The organism is Pseudomonas sp. HMSC065H01, from assembly GCF_001815235.1.
GTDB classification, from domain to species: Bacteria; Pseudomonadota; Gammaproteobacteria; order Pseudomonadales; family Pseudomonadaceae; genus Pseudomonas; species Pseudomonas aeruginosa.
Window position 1 is genome coordinate 219389 of record NZ_KV819862.1, and the last position, 18960, is coordinate 238348.

Sequence of the window (18960 nt, forward strand, 5' to 3'; positions counted from 1 at the left end):
GAATCCATGTCCTTTCGCTGTTCCCCGTGCCGCCTGGCCGGCATCCTGCTGGCGGCGCTGTTCGTTCCGGGGCTGGCCGCGGCGGCCGGCTCCTGCGAGCGCCTGGTGGCCACCGGCAACCCGGAGTACCCACCCTACCTGTGGCGCGACCCGCAGGATCCGAAGCGCCTGATCGGAGCCAATGCCGACCTGTTGCAGCGCCTGGGCAAGGAACTTGGCGTGCGCATCGACGTGCTCTACAGCGGCTCCTGGGAGAAGGCCCAGGAAGAGGTGACCAGCGGTCGCGCCGACCTGCTCGCCGGAGCCTACCTGACTCTGGCACGGCTCGGCAGCATGGACTACGTGCATCCGCCGTTCCTGATGACCAGCGGGGTGGTCTGGGTGAACAAGGACGCCGCGTTCCCGTTCATCGGCCGCGACGACCTGATCGGGCACAAGGGCAGCGTGCTGGCCGGCAGCAGCCTGGGCGAGGAGTTCGACCGTTTCGCCAAGGCCAGCCTCGACCTGAAGCCGGTGCCGAGCCTGACCCAGGGCTTGCAGGACCTGATGCTCAAACGCAGCGAGTTCCTCCTCTACCAGGCGCTGCCCGGGCAGGCCCAGGTCGAGGCGCTGGGCATGGCCGACGACCTGGAGGCGCTGGAACCGGTGCTGAGCAGCGAGGGGCTGTACCTGACGCTGTCGCACAACTCCGCCTGCAACGATCCGTGGCTGCGCGGACAACTGGCGAAAAAGATGACAGAATTGTCGGCTGCCGGCGTTCCCGTAACGCTCTTGCAGGACAATCTCGAACGCTGGAAAGCCCAGCAATTGCCGGCTTCCGGCGCCAGTTCGACTACGCAGGAAAGTGACTTGTGAGCATTCGATGGATGATGGCCGCAGGCCTCGCCGCGCTGACCCTGAGCGGTTGTGCGAGCAACGACCCGGCTCCGCTGGAGCAGATGCGCCTGACCGAACAGGCGCTGGAGCAGGCCAAGGCGGTGGGTGCCACCGACGACGTGGCCGAGCTGAAACTGGCCCAGGACAAGTACGCCGCAGCGCAGATCGCGATGACCGCGGAGTCCTACAAGAAGGCGCGCCTGTTGGCCGAGCAGGCCGAGCTGGACGCACGCCTCGCCGAGTCCAAGGTGCTGACGCAGAAGAGCAAGGACCAGCTCGGCGAGCTGGACAAGAGCCTGAAACGTCTGCGCAAGCAACTGGGGGAGACCGACTGATGCCGGGCAAAGCGACTCTCTTCGCCACCCTGCTGGCCTGCGCCGCGCTGGCTGGCTGCGCCGACCACAAGCTCAGCGAACAGTCGCTGGCCAAGGCGCAGAGCGAGTTCGACCAGGTCAAGGAAGATTCCGACGTGCTCCGCGCGGCGCCCAAGGATGTGATCCGCGCCGGCGAATCGCTGGCCCGCGCCGAACGCCTGTCCAGCTACTGGGGCAGCAGCAGCGACGTGATCCAGTATGCCTACCTGAGCCAGCGCTACAGCGAGATCGCTCGCCAGCACGCCTTGCTCAACCTCAACCAGGAGCGCCTGACCCGCCTGCAACTGGAGCGCGAGCGCCTGCAACTGGCCCTGCGCGAAGCCAAGCTGCTCAGCGTGCAGGAGCAGGGCCAGCGCCTGAGCGAGGAGATCGCCAGTCTCAGCACCGAGGAAACCGAGCGTGGCCTGGTGCTCACCCTTGGCGACGTGCTGTTCGACTTCAACCGCGCCGAACTCAAGCCGGCGGCCAACCGCACCGCGCTGAAGCTGGTGCAGTTCCTCCAGCTCAATCCGCGGCGGGTGATCCGCATCGAAGGCTATACCGACAGCGTCGGCGACAGGCAGGCCAACCTCGACCTGTCGCGCGAGCGCGCCCAGGCGGTGGCCGACGTGCTCGCCGATCTCGGCGTGGATCCCGCGCGCATGCAGGTGGTCGGCTACGGCGAAGCCTTCCCGGTCACCGACAACGCCTCCAACCGGGGGCGGGCGCAGAACCGCCGGGTGGAGATCGTCTTCTCCAACGACAAGGGCCAGCTCAGCGCGCCGCGCTGAGTCCCGCGCCGCCGCAGGGAGCCCCGGTACCCCAAAGGGTCCGGGGCTTTTTTCGCCTGGCGAACCGGGTGGCGCCGGATTTCTCTGTCAGAACTTGCGCAAGAGCGGGCTATCATCGGGATCGAACTAGTTCGAGCGGCAATCCGTGCAGCATAAGCACCTTGTATTTCGTTATAACGAGTAGAGAGGCGCAATGAGTTCGAACGAAACCCTGCCGGGGCTGGTGATCGCCGATTCCTTCCCGGTCATGCAGTGGGCGCTGCAGCGCTACCTCAGCGAGGAGTGCGGACGCCAGGTGCTGGCGGTGGTCGGCGATAGCGACAGCCTGGTGGAGCGCCTGGCCGACCTGCCGCCGGAAAGCATCCTGATCACCGAGCTGGGCTTGCCTGGCCAGCGCAGCCGCGACGGTATCCACCTGGTGGAATGGCTGACCCGGCACTGCCCGCAAATGAAGGTGATGGTCTACTCGGTGTTCAGCGCGCCGTTGCTGGCCAAGGCGGTCCTGCGCAGCGGCGCCTCGGCCTACATCAGCAAGCGCAGCCCGCTGGAGACGTTGAAGGCGGCGCTGGAGTGCATGGCGCTCGGACAGACCTTCCTCGACCCCGGCCTGCACCCGCAGCGGCATACCGGCAAGCCGCTGAGCCCCACCGAGGTGGACATCCTCCGGCGCCTGGCGCGTGGCGACACGGTCAGCGAGATCGCCCAGCGGACCATGCGCAGCGTGTCGACCATCAGCACCCACAAGAAGAACGCGATGGTCAAGATAGGCCTCAACAGTGACGCCGAACTGATCGCCCTGGGCGTGATGAACTGGCTCCACGAACTCGCCTGACCGGGGTTCGAAACATCTCGACCGCCAGTTGCGGAACAATCCTCGCCAGCCCCCGGGAGCCATCCCGCCGCAGCCGAGGAATCCGCATGATCCGCCAGCCCCGCTTTGCCCGTTTCGTCCTGCCGTTGTTGCTGAGCCTGTGCCAGCCGTCCTTCGCCGCCGAACTCCGCGCGGTTGCCGAAGCACGCCGCCAGGAACTCCTGCTGGAGGACTCGCCGGTGGCGTGCGGCGAGGCGGGCTGCACGGCGCGGGAAAGCCTCAGCCTGGTGGCATTGCAGGTGCAGGCCCGGGTTCTGGTCACCCGCCTCAGCCGCGATGACTTTTCCCCGACCTCCCGCCAGCCCGCCGCCGTCCCGGACTACCGCCTGTTCGGCGATCTCGGCCTGGCGCCAAGCCCCTTCGCCTGGCAAGCGTCGACCGGCGAGAGCGCGGCGGCGGACGCGTTGCGTTTCTGACTTTCCCTATGGCCGCTCCCCAGGCGGCTCTTGGCGGACTATTTCCCGCCCGCACCCGGCCGGTGGCGACCGACCGGGTTTTCTTTTCCTCGCAAACGCGCCGTCTCTGCGACCGACCCGTACAGTTTTGCGACTGTATGCCTGGTTGTCGGCCGAACTGTTCTGGAGCAGTTTCACGAATTGAGCTACTGTTTCGGTTCAATCGCCGAGGAAAACCCGCCATGACCAATCTGCTGCTTTACCAACGCATCGCCCAGCAGTTGGCCGAGGACATTCGCCGTGGCGTCTACCAGCCGGGCGAGCGGGTACCGTCGGTGCGCAAGCTCAGCACCCAGTTGAACGTCAGCCACGCCACCGTGCTGCAGGCCTACGCCACCCTCGAGGACCAGGGACTGATCCGTGCCCGTCCGCAATCCGGCTTCTACGTCCACCGCACCCCGGCGCTGACCGCGCCGACCCCGGATATCGCGCGGGTCGAGCGTCCCGGCCTGGTCACCCGCAGCAGCATCATCAACCAGGTGCTCGCCGAGTCCCGCCGCGAAGGGGTATTCCCGCTCGGCGCGGCGGTGCCGCATGTGGACTACCTGCCGGTGCGCGCCTTGCACCAGCAACTGGCCAAGGTCACCCGCTTCCAGAGCCCACGGGCGTTCAGCTACATGTTCAGCCCCGGTTTCGAGCCGCTGCGGCGGCAGGTGGCGATCCGCATGCGCGACGCCGGCGTGGTGGTCGACCCGTCGCAGGTGACCATCACCCACGGCTGCGTGGATGCGATCCACATGGCCCTGCGGGTGCTGACCCGTCCCGGCGACCTGATCGCCACCGAGTCGCCGAGCTACTACGGCCTGCTGCAACTGGCTGACGTGCTGGGCCTGAAGGTCATCGAGATCCCCAGCGACCCGCGCACCGGGATCAGCCTTGAAGCGCTGCAACTGGCGGCCAACCAGTGGTCGATCAAGGCCTTGGTGCTGACCGCGCGGCTGAGCAATCCCTTCGGCGGGACGATTCCCGAGGATCGCCAGAAGCAACTGCTGAAACTGACCGCCGAACACAACATCGGGGTGGTCGAGGACGACATCTACGGCGAACTGATGTTCGACCAGGGCCAGGCGCGCTCGCTCAAGTCCCACGACCGCGACGGCCGGGTGATCTACTGCTCGAGTTTCTCCAAGACCATCTCGCCCGGCGTACGCATCGGCTGGATCATCGCCGAGCGCTACCAGGAGGAGATCCGTCGCTTGCAGACCTTCACCACCCATTCGGCCTGCACCGTGACCCAGATGGGCGTCGCCGCCTACCTGGAGAACGGCGGCTACGACCGCCACCTGCGCTACATCCGCCAGGAGTACCGGAAGAACATGACCGCCTACCAGTTGGCGGTGCAGCAGTACTTCCCGGAAGGTACGCAGATGACCCGGCCCAAGGGCGGCTTCATCCTCTGGGTCAGCCTGCCGGCCAAGGTCAACACCAAGGAACTCCACGTGCGGGCCCTGGAGCAGGGCATCAGCATCGCCCCGGGGCTGATCTTCAGCAACACCGAGCAGTTCAACAACTGCCTGCGGCTGACCTGCGGGATTCCCTGGAACCGCGAGGCGGAGCGGGCGATCATGACCCTCGGCATGCTTGCCGGGCAGCTTTGCCAGGAAGGCCTTATCGCCGCCTGAGCGCGAGGCGCTCCCCTGGCTGAGGGGCGCCCCGCGACAGTCCGCGAAGAATTTTCCCGGGGATTAACCCGAATCCACCGACAGCTTCGTCTCAGCGGGTATCTCCGCTGCACGACGAGGTCGTCTCGATGTTTTTCCCGGCTTCCATCCGGACCGGCACTTTCGCCGAACTGTCCGACGCTGGAAAATGTCTACCGATAGCCGCTCCGGCCGCGCTTCTGGCGACGGCCCGGGCGTTTCGTGGCGACGCCGATGCGTGCCGCGAAGGATGTGGCCGATGAGCCTGCTCTCGGTCGCCTTTGACACAGGACAGGAGTCGACCAGCGGCATGCATGCCTCCACCAGCGCCACGACGGCCGCCGGCAGCGACGAAACGCTGCTGGCGCGTTACCGCAAGGGCGACAGCGCGGCCTTCGAGGTGCTCTACCAGCGCCATCGGCAGGGTCTCTACCGTTTTCTCTGCGGCCTGGCCGGACAGACCGAACTGGCCGACGAGATCTACCAGGAAACCTGGCTCAGCCTGATCCGCAGCGAGAGCCAGCCGCAGGGCCGGGCGAGCTTCCGCACCTGGCTCTACCAGATCGCCCGCAACCGCCTGATCGATCATTGGCGCAAGCATGGCCAGCGCCAGCCGTTGCAGGACAGCTACGACGAACAGTTGCACGCGCAACCCGACCAGGGCGCCGGCCCCGAGCAGCAGCTCAGCCTGAGCCGCGACGGCGAGCGCTTGCAGAGCGCGCTGGAGACCCTGCCCGAGGAACAGCGCGAGGTATTCCTGATGCGCGCCCACGGCGAACTGGAACTGGCCGAGATCGCCACGCTCACCCAGTCGCCGCTGGAGACGGTGAAGAGCCGTTTCCGCTACGCGGTGCAGAAGCTGCGCCGGCTGCTGGCCGAGGAGGTGGCGGTATGAACCCACAGAAGCATTCCGCGAGCGTCGCCGAAGAGCAGATGCTGGCGCATTTCCGCGCCCACGCGCCGCAGCAGCCGGCGCCGGCGCTGGACCAGGCGATCCTCGCCGCCGCGCGACGCCAGGCGGCGCATGTCGAACCCGCCCGGTCCTGGTGGCGGCGCTGGCTGGAAGCCTCCCGCAGGCCGCGTTGGCAGGCGGCTTTCGCCAGCCTGCTGGGCGTGGCGCTGGTGCTGGGGCTGGTCAGCCACAACGTGCTGGACGACGCCGAGCGCCAGGCCCGCCCCGAAGTGGCGTTCAGCGATGTGCCCCTGCGCGACGGAGTCGCCGGGGCCGCTGCGGCGAAGCGGGCCATGCGCGCGCCGGCGGCGCCGGCTCCGCTGTCCGGCGAGATGTCGGAGCCCCCGGCCTTGCTGGCCAGCTACGCATCGTCCGGGGAGGCGCCGCAACTGATGGCCGAGGCCGCGCCGGCGGCTCCGGCTGCCCTGGCCGACCGACCGCCGGCCCAGGCCGCGCAGCAGGCGAAGGTCCAGGCGGCGCTGGCCGGCGACTTCGTCGCCCAGGCCAGGGGCAAGGCGGTTGCGGTGAAGCCGGAGGTGCTCGACGAGGCGCTCGGGGCGGTCCTTGCCCTGCGTGAGCAGGGCAAGACGGAGCAGGCCGCGACCCAGTTGGCCGAGCTGCAGAAACGTTTCCCCGGAGAGAACCTGGTGGAACGACTGGAACGCCTCGCGACGATAGCCGCGAGCGCCAGGAAACGGCCGTGACGACCATGGCCCGCGACGCGGCGGCGGCGTCGCGGGCTGACATCAAGCGGTTATCCGCGCATGACAGGTTAGACATGGGGCGAACAACAGAGAGAGTGCCAGGATGACGATAGTGACCCCTTGCCTTGGTTGCAGTCTGCCGTCAGCATTGCCGCAATTGGCCATACCTGCGTGACTATGAAACGTCTTTGCCGAATTTGCGTCGTTGTTCTTTTCGGTTGCTTCCTGGCGGCCTGCGATGACGGCTCCAAGGCACCGGAAAAGAAAGCCCCGGAAGCACCGCCGCAGGAGCAGCGCGCCCCTGCCAAGCCAGTGAAGCCTGCACGAGCGGAGCCAGCGCCTGCCGTGCCTGCCGCGCCGAAAACAGCTTCGAAGAAGGTCGCGCCAGCCGCGGAGCAGGTTGCCGAACCCAAGCCGCCGGCCAAGCCGAAGCCTGCGGCTGCGCCGCCGAAGCCGGCCAGCAGGCCGGTCGCCAAGGACAAGCCGGCGCCGGCGAAGCGCGCTTCCACCGCTCGTCTCGACCCCGAGGTACGCAAGCCGCTGCCGAGCGCCAAGCTGGACCTGCGCCTGCCGAAGGAACTGGTGCAGAAGATGGCGCCGCCCGGCACGGAAGAGACCCATAAGCCCAAGCCGCTGTTGCCGCCGATGTTCGAGGAAAAGGACGACAGCGACTTCCGCCTCAACGGCCAGTTGCTCTATCGCGACCGCGAACTGGGCGTGTCGCGGCCCCTGGAAGGGGCCGAGTTGCAGTTCGAGTTCCGCCAGTAGGCCGCCACGGTGCTCAGAAGCGGTAGCGCTGCTCCTGCAACGCCTGGTACAGCTCCGCGTCCAGCGGCTGGTAGCCGGCGCTGCCGGGCAACCTGACGAAGAGTTTGTCGCTGACCCGCGCGGGATCGTAGGCGTCGCGCTTGAGGTCGGTCTTCTTGTACTTGAAGGTGCCGGTGGTCTCGACTTCGCGCAGCAGGCGCAGGAACACCGGTGTGGCATAGGCCGGCAACTCGCGGTCGAGGTGCGCGGCGAGAGCGTCGCGGTCCAGTTCGACGCCATCGGCCAGGCGCAGCGCGGCCATCCCGCAGCGGCCGTTGGTGCCGGGAATCTCCACGCCGTAGACCACCGCATCCTCGACCCCGTCGAAGGCGCCGAGGGCGTTTTCCACCTCGGTGGTGGAAACGTTCTCGCCCTTCCAGCGGAAGGTGTCGCCGAGACGGTCGACGAACTGGGTGTGCTTGAAACCGATGTCGCGCATCAGGTCGCCGGTGTTGAACCAGGCGTCGCCCTTCTTGAACACGTCGCGGAGGATCACCGCTTCGCTCTTGGCCGGATCGGTGTAGCCGTCGAACGGCCACTTCGCACTGATCTCGCTGATCAGCAGGCCGACCTCGCCCTTGCCGACCTTCTCCATGAAGCCCTTGGCGTCGCGCACCGGGTGGTCGTTCTCCAGGTCGTAGCGGACGATGGCGTAGGTGGCTGGGGAGAAGCCCACCGTATTGTCGAAATTGAATACATTGGTGAAGCCGATGTTGCCTTCGCTGGAAGCGTAGAACTCGGTGATCCGCTGGATCTCGAAGCGTTGCTTGAACTCGGCCCAGATCGACGGGCGCAGGCCGTTGCCGATCATGCAGGTCAGGCTATTGCCGCGTTCCTCGGCGCACGGTGGCTGGTTCAGCAGGTAGCGGCAGAGCTCGCCGATGTAGCCGAAGCAGGTCGCCCGGTAGTGTTGCACGTCCTTCCAGAAACCGCTGGCGGAGAACTTGCGGCGCAGGGCCATGGCCGCGCCGCCGGCGAGCGCCGCGCTCCAGCAGACGGTCACGGCGTTGTTGTGGTAGCAGGGCAGGGTCAGGTAGAGCACGTCGTCGCGGCCCAGGCCCAGACCGGAATGGCCGAAGCCGCCGTAGGCCTTGATCCACTTGCCGTGGCTCATGATCGAGGCTTTCGGCAGGCCGGTGGTGCCGGAGGTGTAGATGTAGAAGCAGGAGTCCTTGAGCCGCACCCTGCCGGTGTCCTCGAGGTTCTCCGAGGTCTGTCCCTGGGCCAGGCGCATCAGGTTGCGCCAGCCCATCGGCGGCGAGCCGGGATCGCCGAGGGTGTCGCCGTCGTCGACCCAGTAGCAATGGCCGGCGTTGCCGAGCACCTCCTGGCGGACTTCCTCGAACACCTCGCGCAACTCTTCGCCGACCACGAAGTGGCCGGGCTTCACCAGGTTCAGGCTGTGCACCAGGACCTTGCCGCGCTGGGTGGTGTTGACCAGTGCGCCGATGGCGCCGAGCTTGGCCAGGGCGGCGAGGATCGCCAGCAGCTCGACGCGGTTTTCCAGCATCACCGCGACCACGCTGCCGTGGCCTACGCCCTCGGCCTTGAAGGCGCGCGCCAGGCGATTGGCCCAGCCGTTGAACAGGGCGTAGCTGATCCGCCGCTGGCCGTCGAGCACCGCCGGGTTGTCCGGGTACAGGCGTGCCGCGCGCTCCAGCGCCCAGCCCAGGGACAGGCTCTTCTCGCGGTTACGGATCGCGGTGTAGTACAGGCCGCGCAGCATGCGCGGCACGCGGCCGAAGGTGGCAGGCAGGCGGGCAACGAAACGGTTGAAAGTGATCAGGTCGGCGTGGGTCATGGCTCTCGCGCTTGTCGTTGTTGTGCGGGGCGTAGGACGCTCCCGCGACTCTAGACCGCAGCCGCCGCCTCGGCTATGACCGTTGCGCGGTCGCCCCGGGGCACTTCGGCAAATAGCCCGGAAGCCCGCCGCAGAGCGCCGCGCGCCTTTCGTCGGAGACCTCAGTCGAGGAACAGGTCGGGCACCAGCGCGCCACCCTCCGGGTCGTAGCGGTACTGCTCGAAATCGCTCTGGCCGCGCTCGCGCAGCAATTCCTCGTCGACCAGCAGGCGCCCGCTGAGGCTGCGCCCCTCGCTGGTGAGAATGGCGTGCGCGGCGTCGGCCATGATCGCCGGGGTGCGCGCGCGGCGGAAGGCGTCACGGCTGCCCAGCTCGAACTCGATGGCGGCGGTGGCGATCATGGTCTTCGGCCACAGCGCGTTGACGCTGATGGCGTATTTCCCGAACTCCTCGTGCATCCCCAGGGTAAGCATGCTCATGCCGTACTTGGTGACCGTGTAGGGGCCGTGCTGGGCGAACCACCTGCCGGCCAGGTTGATCGGCGGCGACAGGCTGAGGATGTGGCCGTTGGCGCTCCTGCGCAGGTAGGGCAGGGCGGCCTGGCTGCAGACCAGCACCGCGCGGGTGTTGATCTGGTACATCAGGTCGAAGCGCTTGGGCTCCAGCTTCTCCACCCCGACCAGGCGGATCGCCCCGGCGTTGTTGACCAGCGCGTCGATCCCGCCGAAGCGTTCGGCGGCGCGGGCCATGGCCGCCGCCACGGCCTGCTCGTCGCGCACGTCGAGTTGCAGCGGCAGGGCCTGGCCGCCGGCGGCCTCGACCTCGGCGGCGACGCTGAAGATGGTGCCTTCCAGCTTCGGATGCGGCTCGGCGCTCTTCGCCGCGATCACCAGGTTGGCGCCATCGCGCGCGGCGCGCAGGGCTATCTCCCGGCCGATGCCGCGGCTGGCGCCGGTGATGAACAGGGTCTTGCCGTGCAGTGACATGGGCGTCTCCGTTTTCTTGTCGTTGTCGTTGCGGATGAGCGGCGGGGTGTCTCAGGCGTCGGCTTCCACCTCGACCAGCACCTGCCGGTTGCGCACCTGCTCGCCACGGCCGACCTGGACGCGGCGGACCACGCCGTCGACTCCGGCCTTCAGCGGGTGTTCCATCTTCATTGCCTCCAGCACCAGCAGCAGTTGGCCCTTGCCGACCCGTTCGCCCTCGCCGACCAGCACCTCGACGATGGCACCGTCCATCGGCGCCTTGAGCGTGCCGGAACTGGCGCCGGCCTGGGCGCTGGCGCCGGCGTGGGTGACGTCGAGCAGTTCGAGGTTGCCGCCGTGGCCGTATAGCCAGAGGCGCCCGCCGTCCAGGTGGTAGGCGTGGCGGCGGCGAATGCCGTCGAGTTCGGCGCTGGCCCAGCGTCCGTCGCAGTCGAGCAGGCGCACGGCGATCTCGCGTCGCTCCAGGCGCGCCAGCAGTCGCGGCCGGCGACCGCTTTCGAGGACGTCCAGGCCGATCTCCAGGCGCTGTTCGGCGTGCTTCAGGACGATCTTCCACGGTGCCCCGGCGGCGCTGCGCCAGCCGGCCAGGCCGGGCTGGTGCGCACTGGCCTCGGCGCCGGCCTGGTAGAGCAGGGCGGCGGCCAGGGCCAGTTCCTCGGCGCCCGGCTGGCGCGGTTGCAGGCTGGGGTCTTCGGCGAAGCGTTCGCCGATGAAGGCGGTGGTCGCCTCGCCGGCGGCGAAGTCCGGATGCGCCAGGAGGTTGGCGAGGAACCGCTGGTTGCCGTCGACCCCCAGCAGCACGCAGCGCTCCAGCGCGCGGATCAGCTTGCGCCGGGCTTCGTCGCGGGTCGCCCCGTAGGCGATCAGCTTGGCCAGCATCGGGTCGTAGAAGGGCGTCACCGCCTGCCCCTCGACCAGGCCATGGTCGATGCGTACGCCGGGCAGCAGTTCCGGGTCCCAGCGCAGCACCGTGCCGGTCTGCGGCAGGAAGCCGCGACCGGCGTCCTCGGCGTAGAGGCGGACCTCGATGGCATGCCCGCGCAGTTCCACCTGTTCCTGCCGCAGCGGCAGCGGATGGCCCTCGGCGACGCGGATCTGCCAGGCCACCAGGTCCTGGCCGGTGACCAGTTCGGTGACCGGGTGTTCGACCTGCAGGCGGGTATTCATCTCCAGGAAGTAGAAGCGGCCATCCTCGCCGAGAAGAAACTCGACGGTGCCGGCGCCCACGTAGTTGACCGAAGCCGCGGCCTTCACCGCCGCCTCGCCCATGGCGCGACGCAGGTCGGCATCGAGCACCGGGCAGGGAGCTTCCTCGATGACCTTCTGGTGGCGGCGCTGCACCGAGCAGTCGCGTTCGCCGAGGTAGAGCAGGTTGCCGTGGCGGTCGCCGAACACCTGGATCTCCACATGGCGCGGGCGCAGCACGGCCTTCTCCAGGATCAGTTCGGCGCTGCCGAAGGCGCCCAGCGCTTCCGAGCGTGCGGTGCGCAACTGGTCCAGCAGTTGGTCGGGTTCCTCCACCAGGCGCATGCCGCGGCCGCCGCCGCCGGCGCTGGCCTTGATCATCAGTGGGTAGCCGATGCGTTCGGCCTCGCGCCGCAGGGTCGCGTCGTCCTGTTCGGCGCCTTCGTAGCCGGGGATGCACGGCACCCCGGCGGCGAGCATGGCGATCTTCGACAGGCGCTTGCTGCCCATCAGGTGGATGGCTTCCGCATCCGGGCCGATGAAGACGATCCCGGCGGCTTCGCAGGCACGGGCGAATTCGGCGTTCTCGGAGAGGAAGCCGTAGCCGGGGTGGATCGCCTCGGCGCCGCTGCGACGGGCGGCGTCGAGGATCGCCTCGAGATTCAGGTAGGACTGCGCCACCGCTGCCGGGCCGATGCACACGGCCTCGTCGGCCAGTTGCACATGGCGGGCGTCGGCGTCCGCCTCGCTGTACACGGCAACGCTGCGGTAGCCCAGTTCATGGGCGGTGCGCAGCACCCGGCAGGCGATTTCACCGCGGTTGGCGACGAGGATCTTGTTGAAGCTGGGCATGTCGTTCGGCTCCTGGAGGCTGTTGCCCTGTTTCGCGGTCGTGGCTCACTGGGCCCAGACCGGCTTGCGTTTCTGTACGAAGGCCAGGGTGCCTTCACTGCCTTCGGCGCCGCCCACCGCTTCGGCGAACTGTCGCGCCGCATCGTCCAGCAGGGCGCCGAGTTCGCCGCTTTCGCTGGCCAGCAGCAGGGCCTTGGTGGCGGCGTTGGCGTTCGGCGCGCAGCGGCGCAGTTGCTCGAGGGTTTCCTCCAGGCGCTGTTCGAGGGCATCGGCGTCGGCCTCGCAGAAATGCACCAGGCCCAGGCGCAGCGCCTCGCGGCCGTCGAAGCGGGCGGCGGTGAGGGCCAGGCGGCGGGCCTGGGTCAGGCCGATGCGGCGGACCACGAAAGGCGCGATCTGCGCCGGGAGAATGCCGAGGCTGGTTTCCGGCAGGCCGAACTGCGCATCGGCGGCGGCGATCGCTACGTCCGACACGCAGGCCAGGCCGAAACCGCCGCCGAGCACCGCGCCTTCCACCAGCACCACCAGCAGTTGCGGGGCGGCCTGGGCTTCCTCCAGCAGGCTGCCGAAGGCGCGGTTCAGCGTGCGGTAGGCTTCCGCCCCGGCGGCGCGGGCACCGGCCATGTCCTTGATGTCGCCGCCGGCGCAGAAGTGCCCGTCGGCGCCGCGCAGCACCAGCGCCCGCACGCTACGGTCGTCGCGCACGGCGGCGAGCACCGCGCGCAGTTCGCCGACCATCGCCAGGCTCATGGCGTTGCGGCTTTGCGGGCGGTTCAGGGTGATCCGCAGGACGCCCTCGACGGGTTCCAGCAGCAGGGTCTCGCAATGCGGCAGGCTCATGCCGGTTTCCTCCTGGAACGTCAGCCTTTCTTCTTGCCCGGCAGGATGCCCATCAGCTTGCAGATGATGCCGAGCATGATCTCGTCGGCACCGCCGCCGATGGATACCAGGCGGGTGTCGCGGTAGGCGCGGGAGACCGGGTTGTCCCACATGAAGCCCATGCCGCCCCAGTACTGCAGGCAGGCGTCGCTGACCTCGCGGCCGAGGCGGCCGGCCTTGAGCTTGGCCATGGAAGCCAGGCGCGTCACGTCCCTGCCTTTCACGTACAGCTCGGTGGCCTGGTAGACCAGGGCGCGCAGCGCCTCGACCTCGGTCATCATCTCGGCCATGCGGAAGTGGATGACCTGGTTGTCGATCAGCGGCTGGCCGAAGGTCCTGCGCTCCTTGCAATACTCGATGGTGACGTCGATGCAGTGCTCCAGGCCCTTGATCATGTTGGCCGCGCCGAACAGCCGTTCTTCCTGGAACTGCAGCATCTGCATCATGAAGCCGGCGCCTTCCGCGCCGATGCGGTTGCGCTGCGGTACGCGGACGTTATCGAAGAACACCTGGGCGGTCTCCGAACTGCGCATGCCGAGCTTGTCCAGGTGCGGGCTGAGGGTAATGCCCGGGGTCTTCATCGGGACCACGATCAGCGACTTGTTGACGTGCGGCTTGTCGTCGGAGGTATTGGCGAGCAGGCACATGAAGTCGGCCGACGGCGAGTTGGTGATCCACATCTTGCTGCCGTTGATCACATAGTCGTCGCCGTCCTTGCGCGCGGTGGTCTTCAGGCCGGCGACGTCGGAGCCGGCGCCGACCTCGGAGACGCCGATGCAGCCGACCATCTCGCCGGCGATGGCCGGGCGGAGGAACTCCTCGCGCAACTCGTCGGAACCGAAGCGGGCCAGGGCCGGGGTGCACATGTCGGTCTGCACGCCGATGGCCATCGGGATGCCGCCGCAGGTGATGCTGCCGAATTCCTCGGCGGCGACGATCGAGTAGCTGTAGTCCAGGCCCATGCCGCCGAACTTCTCCGGCTTGGAGATGCCCAGCAGGCCGAGTTCGCCGGCCTTGCGGAATATCTCGTGGATCGGGAAGCGGCCGTCCTTTTCCCACTGGTCGACGTTGGGGTTGATTTCCCGCTCGACGAAGCTGCGAACGGTGCGGCGGAGTTCCTCGTGTTCCTGGGTGAAGATCATGGGTTGTCTTTCCTCCTGGGCATCATTGTTTTCCGGCAGGATCCGCTTGCTCTCTCCCAACCCTCTTCCTTCAGGGAGAGCGGGGAGAGGGGCTGTCGCCGGCTCGCCTGTTGCAGTCAGAACCTCGCGACCCCGAAGCTGTTGCCCTTCAGCGGCCGCGCCTCGGCTTCCGCGCAGATATCCAGCAGGTAGCCGAGCAGCCTGCGGCTGTCGCGCGGGTCGACCAGGCCGTCGTCCCACAGGCTGGCGGTGCCGTAGAGCGCGGTGGACTGGCTGTCGAGCTTCTGCGCGGTGACGGTTTCCAGCATCTCGAGCATCTTCGGATCGGCTTCCTTGCCTTCCTTGGCGTGTTTCTCCTCGGTGACGATGCGCAGCACCTTGCCGGCCTGGGCACCGCCCATCACCGCGGTGCGACTGTTCGGCCAGGCGAAGATGAAGCGCGGGTCGAGGCCGCGTCCGCACATCGCGTAGTTGCCGGCGCCGTAGGAGCCGCCGACCACCAGGGTCAGCTTGGGCACGCGGGCGTTGGCCACCGCCTGGATCATCTTCGAGCCGTGCTTGATCACGCCCTGGCGCTCCGACTCGGTGCCGACCATGAAGCCGGTGGTGTTGTGCAGGAACAGCAGCGGCGTGTTGCTCTGTTCGCAGAGCTGGATGAACTGCGCCGCCTTGGCCGCGCCCTGCGGGGTGATCGGTCCGTTGTTGCCGATCAGGCCGCAGGCGTGGCCCTCGATGCGCAGGTGGCCGCAGACGGTCTGGCCGTCGAACTCGTTCTTGAAGTCGAGGAACTCGGAGCCGTCGGCGATGCGCGCGACGATCTCGCGGACGTCGTAGGGCTTCTTCGGGTCGGCCGGAACCACCCCGAGCAGCTCCTCCACCGGGTACAGCGGTTCACGCCAGGAACGCGCCGGGCGCGCCGGCAGTTGTGCGTTCCACGGCAACATGCCGACGATCTCGCGGGCCAGGCGCACGCCGTCGGCGTCGTTTTCCGCCAGGTATTCCGCGGTGCCGGCGACCTGCGCGTGCAGTTCGGCTCCGCCGAGCTCCTCGTCGCTGGCGATCTCGCCGGTGGCGGCCTTGAGCAACGGCGGCCCGGCGAGGAACATCTTGGCCTTGCCGCGCACCACCACCACGTAGTCCGACAGCCCCGGCTGGTAGGCACCGCCGGCGGTGCTGGAACCATGCACCACGGTGACCTGGGGAATGCCCATGGCGGAGATCCGCGCCTGGTTGGCGAAGCCGCGCGCACCTTCGACGAAGATCTCCGCCGCGTAGTTGAGGTTGGCGCCACCGCTTTCGGTGAGGGTCACCACCGGCAGCTTGTTCTCCATGGCGATCTGCTGCAGGCGCAGGGTCTTCTTCAGCCCGGTCGGGGAGATGGTGCCGCCCTTGATCGCGCTGTTGCTGGCACTGACCAGGCAGCGCACCCCGGCGATGTAGCCGATCCCGGCGATGATCCCGCCGCCGGCCTGGGTGCCGTCCTTGTCGTCGTGCAGCTTGTAGCCGGCCAGCGAGGACAGTTCGAGGAACGGCGCGCCCGGGTCGAGCAGCAGCGCCAGGCGTTCGCGCGGCAGCAGCTGGCCGCGTTTCTCGAACTTCGGCCTGGCCTCGGCGGCCTTGTCCAGGACCTTCTGCTCCAACTCGCGGAAGCCGGCCACGGCGGCGAGCATGGCCTCGCGGTTGCGGGCGAAGTCCTCGCCGTTGACGTCGAGTTCCGACTGGATCGCGGGCATGTCAGTCCTCCTGGTCCTTCAGTACGTCGGGCAGGTAGGCGCGGTGGAAGCCGTTGTACGCGCGGCTCTGTCCCGGCTTGCCCTTGAATAGCGGGAAGGCGCGGCTGCCCTGGCTGGCGGCGCCGTCGATGCGGATCGTGTTGCCGCTGACGAAGGCGGCGCCGGGGGAGAGCAGGAAGACGATGGCGGCGGCGACTTCCGACTCGCTGCCGATGCGCTTGAGCGGCACGTGCTCGCGCAGGGTCGGGATCACCGCCTTGAACGCGCCTTCGTAGGTATCCATGCCGCTGGACGCGATCCAGCCCGGCGCCACCGCGTTGACCCGCACGCCGGCATGGCCCCACTCGACGGCGGCGGTCCTGGTGAAATTCTCCATGCCCGAGCGTGCGGCGCCGGAGTGACCCATGCCGGGCATGCCGCCCCACATGTCGGCGAGCATGTTGACGATGCTGCCGCCGGTCTTGCTCATCGACTGGTTGAACACTTCGCGGGCGACCAGGAAGCCGCCGACCAGGTTGGTGCGGAGCACGGTCTCGAAGCCCTTCTGGCTGATCGAGGCGAGGGGCGAGGGATACTGGCCGCCGGCGTTGTTGACGAGGTGATGGATGGTTCCGCGTTCGGCCAGGATATTCGCCACCAGCGTCTTCACCGCTTCCTCCTCGCGGATGTCGCAGGCGTGCCAGCTGACGCTGCCGCCGTCCTCGACGATCTCGCCGGCGGTCTTCTCCAGCTTTTCCGCCTTGCGTCCGACCAGCACCACGTGGGCGCCGAGGGCCGCCAGCTCGTGGGCGGTGCAGCGGCCGATGCCGCTGCCGCCGCCGGTGACGATGATGGTCTGGCCGTCGAACAGGCCAGGTCGGAAGATCGAGTCGTAGCTCATTGTTCTGGTGACTCCGATGAATCCCGTAGAGGGGCAGCGGAACGCCGCATTCGCCGTTCCTGGTTGTGGTTATCTGCCTTGCGTTTCCAGCGCGTCGGCGAGCGCCTGCGGCACCGCCACCGGGAACTCCAGCAACTGCTGGGCAAAGGCCTTGCCCTGCGGGTCGATGCGCAGGCTGGCGACGCCGCCGCCGCCGAGGGCGTTCTCCAGCAGGAAGTTCAGGCTGTGGCTGCCCGGCAGGTACCAGCGGCCGACCCGGCCGGTCTGCGGGTCGAGCACATGCTGCATCCAGTCCACCACCGCGCCTTCCTCCAGCGCCTCGGCGATCCACGGCAGGTACTCCGGGCGCCGCGCCATGACCCCGATGTTGCTGTGGTTGCCTTTGTCGCCGGAGCGCGCCACCGCCAGCTTCACCAGCGGCACGCTGGCGCTGGCGGGCTGCTCCGGGCGTGGCGGCTGGCGCGCCTCGGCCAATCGTGCCGGGTCGAAGGCTTCGAGGACCGGCAGTTCCAGCGGATGGCGCTGGCCGTCGATCTCTACGCTCAACGCGCATTGCGCCTTGTCGATCAGGAAAGAGAACAGGCGGATCACCGGATACACCGTCGGCCGGCCGCCGACGATGCCGGTCAGGCCGGGCGCCATCCCGGTGGCGGCCTGGGCGATCTCGCGGGAGAACAGCACCAGGGCTTCCTTGCGCGGATGCCGGACGGCCAGCTTGACCACCACTTCGCGGCTGTCCTGCCGTCGCCCATGGGGACCATAGGTGGCTTCGCTGCCGAGCAGTTCGACATTGACCTCGCGGTAGGGCTCCCAGCCGCGCTCGGCGAAGATTTCCTCGGTCCTGGCGATGATCGCCTGGCTGACCCGCTCGGCCTTCTTCAGCGCATCGATGCCGGCGATTAGGCAACTGGCGGTGCAGCGGAAACCGTCCGGATAGGTGGCGCTGACCTTGTACCGGTCGGTGGGCGGCAGGCCGCGCGCGCCTTCCACCGCGACCCGGTCGGGTCCGACCTGGCGCAGGCGCACCTCGGTGAAGTCGCAGACCACGTCGGGCAGCAGGTAGGCGCGTGGGTCGCCGATCTCGTAGAGCATCTGTTCGCCGACGCTCAGTTCGCTGACCAGGCCACCGGTGCCGGGCGCCTTGGTCACCACGAAGCGCCCGTCGGCCTCGACCTCGACGATGGGGAAACCGATGTGCTCATAGTCCGGCACCTGCTCCCAGTCGGTGAAATTGCCGCCGGTGCATTGCGCGCCGCATTCGACGATGTGCCCGGCGAGGGCTGCCTGGGCCAGTCGGTCGTAGTCGTCCCAGGCCCAGCCGAACTCGTGCACCAGGGCGGCGCTGACCACCGCGCTGTCGACCACCCGGCCGGTGATCACGATATCCGCGCCCAGGCGCAGGGCCTCGACGATGCCCGGCGCGCCGAGGTAGGCGTTGAGCGAGACGCACATCGGCGGGAAAGGCGCGTCGCTGAACATCTCGCGGATGCCGGCCTTGGCCAGTTCGGCCTGGCGCGCTTGCAGGTTGTCGCCATGGAGCACGGCGATCTTCAGCTGCACCCCGGCCTTCTCGCAGGCCGCGGCGAGGGCGGCGGCACAGGCCTGCGGATTGATCCCGCCAGCGTTGCTGATGACGCGGATCTTCTTCTCGGCGATCTCGCCCAGCAGTGGTGCGAGGACCTCGACGAAGTCGGTGGCGTAGCCGGCGTCCGGCTGTTTCAGGCGGGCGCCGGCCATGATCGACATGGTGATCTCGGCCAGGTAGTCGAACACCAGGTAGTCCAGCGGCGCGCCGCGCACCAACTGGGCGGCCGCGGTGCAGGTGTCGCCCCAGAAGGCCGAGGCGCAGCCGATGCGTACGGTCTTTTGCATTGTTCTTGACCCGTGACAGCGGAAGTGTGGGGCGACATTACCAAGCAAGCGCTTGGTTGAGAAGAGGGCGGAAACAAATCCCTTCGCGGCTGTTACCCAAGCGCTTGCTCGGTCGTCTTCGCAGGCATACATTTCATGAATGCCGACAAGCACTTGCGGGGCAATCCCGAGGCCGGTCGGC

17 protein-coding genes are annotated in these 18960 nt (G+C 68.1%); 9 read left to right on the plus strand and 8 right to left on the minus strand.

Annotated features, from left to right (window positions below; genetic code table 11):
* Positions 1–6 precede the first annotated feature (6 nt).
* From HMPREF3014_RS10485 to HMPREF3014_RS10525, 9 genes are all read left to right on the plus strand, one after another.
* A complete protein-coding gene (locus HMPREF3014_RS10485; RefSeq protein ID WP_003091009.1) occupies positions 7–855 on the plus strand; it encodes a substrate-binding periplasmic protein in 849 nt (282 codons plus the stop codon).
* Positions 852–1211, plus strand: coding sequence for a DUF4398 domain-containing protein (locus tag HMPREF3014_RS10490; RefSeq protein WP_003091008.1), 360 nt, complete (start codon positions 852–854; stop codon positions 1209–1211). The genes HMPREF3014_RS10485 and HMPREF3014_RS10490 overlap by 4 nt, the downstream gene beginning before the upstream one ends.
* Positions 1211–2020, plus strand: coding sequence for an OmpA family protein (locus tag HMPREF3014_RS10495; protein WP_003091007.1), 810 nt, complete (start codon positions 1211–1213; stop codon positions 2018–2020). Before HMPREF3014_RS10490 ends, HMPREF3014_RS10495 begins: the two co-directional genes overlap by 1 nt.
* Before the next feature lie 193 nt (positions 2021–2213).
* A complete protein-coding gene (locus HMPREF3014_RS10500) occupies positions 2214–2852 on the plus strand; it encodes a LuxR C-terminal-related transcriptional regulator (protein ID WP_003091005.1) in 639 nt (212 codons plus the stop codon).
* Between the two features lie 86 nt (positions 2853–2938).
* A complete protein-coding gene (locus HMPREF3014_RS10505) occupies positions 2939–3307 on the plus strand; it encodes a hypothetical protein (RefSeq protein ID WP_003091004.1) in 369 nt (122 codons plus the stop codon).
* A gap of 221 nt (positions 3308–3528) precedes the next feature.
* The gene (locus HMPREF3014_RS10510) at positions 3529–4968 is read left to right on the plus strand and encodes an aminotransferase-like domain-containing protein (RefSeq protein ID WP_003091003.1); all 1440 of its coding nucleotides are present in this window, start codon (positions 3529–3531) and stop codon (positions 4966–4968) included.
* A gap of 328 nt (positions 4969–5296) precedes the next feature.
* A complete protein-coding gene (gene sbrI, locus HMPREF3014_RS10515) occupies positions 5297–5881 on the plus strand; it encodes an ECF family RNA polymerase sigma factor SbrI (RefSeq protein WP_003119848.1) in 585 nt (194 codons plus the stop codon).
* Positions 5878–6642: an anti-sigma factor SbrR gene (gene sbrR / locus HMPREF3014_RS10520; RefSeq protein WP_016562070.1), complete on the plus strand. Its 765-nt coding sequence runs from the start codon at positions 5878–5880 to the stop codon at positions 6640–6642. The genes sbrI and sbrR overlap by 4 nt, the downstream gene beginning before the upstream one ends.
* A gap of 345 nt (positions 6643–6987) precedes the next feature.
* Entirely contained in the window at positions 6988–7410 is a 423-nt protein-coding gene (locus tag HMPREF3014_RS10525) for a hypothetical protein (protein WP_003091000.1), read from the plus strand.
* Between the two features lie 13 nt (positions 7411–7423).
* Here HMPREF3014_RS10525 and HMPREF3014_RS10530 read toward each other — a convergent pair whose 3' ends face one another.
* The 8 genes from HMPREF3014_RS10530 to HMPREF3014_RS10565 form a co-directional block, all read right to left on the minus strand.
* On the minus strand, positions 7424–9250 hold the full coding sequence (locus tag HMPREF3014_RS10530) for a long-chain-acyl-CoA synthetase (protein ID WP_003117644.1): 1827 nt from the start codon (positions 9248–9250) through the stop codon (positions 7424–7426).
* Positions 9251–9411: 161 nt separating this feature from the next.
* Positions 9412–10236 (minus strand): SDR family oxidoreductase, encoded by an 825-nt coding sequence (locus tag HMPREF3014_RS10535; RefSeq protein ID WP_003101741.1) that lies wholly within the window; start codon positions 10234–10236, stop codon positions 9412–9414.
* 51 nt (positions 10237–10287) lie between these two features.
* Positions 10288–12273: a geranyl-CoA carboxylase subunit apha gene (atuF, locus tag HMPREF3014_RS10540; protein ID WP_023087183.1), complete on the minus strand. Its 1986-nt coding sequence runs from the start codon at positions 12271–12273 to the stop codon at positions 10288–10290.
* A gap of 45 nt (positions 12274–12318) precedes the next feature.
* Entirely contained in the window at positions 12319–13113 is a 795-nt protein-coding gene (gene atuE / locus HMPREF3014_RS10545; protein ID WP_023087184.1) for an isohexenylglutaconyl-CoA hydratase, read from the minus strand.
* Positions 13114–13133: 20 nt separating this feature from the next.
* On the minus strand, positions 13134–14294 hold the full coding sequence (gene atuD / locus HMPREF3014_RS10550; RefSeq protein ID WP_003101733.1) for a citronellyl-CoA dehydrogenase: 1161 nt from the start codon (positions 14292–14294) through the stop codon (positions 13134–13136).
* 116 nt (positions 14295–14410) lie between these two features.
* The gene (gene atuC / locus HMPREF3014_RS10555; RefSeq protein ID WP_003114738.1) at positions 14411–16027 is read right to left on the minus strand and encodes a geranyl-CoA carboxylase subunit beta; all 1617 of its coding nucleotides are present in this window, start codon (positions 16025–16027) and stop codon (positions 14411–14413) included.
* Position 16028: 1 nt separating this feature from the next.
* Positions 16029–16907, minus strand: coding sequence for an SDR family oxidoreductase (locus HMPREF3014_RS10560; protein ID WP_003090991.1), 879 nt, complete (start codon positions 16905–16907; stop codon positions 16029–16031).
* A gap of 69 nt (positions 16908–16976) precedes the next feature.
* A complete protein-coding gene (locus HMPREF3014_RS10565) occupies positions 16977–18779 on the minus strand; it encodes an acyclic terpene utilization AtuA family protein (RefSeq protein ID WP_003130781.1) in 1803 nt (600 codons plus the stop codon).
* Positions 18780–18960: the final 181 nt, after the last annotated feature.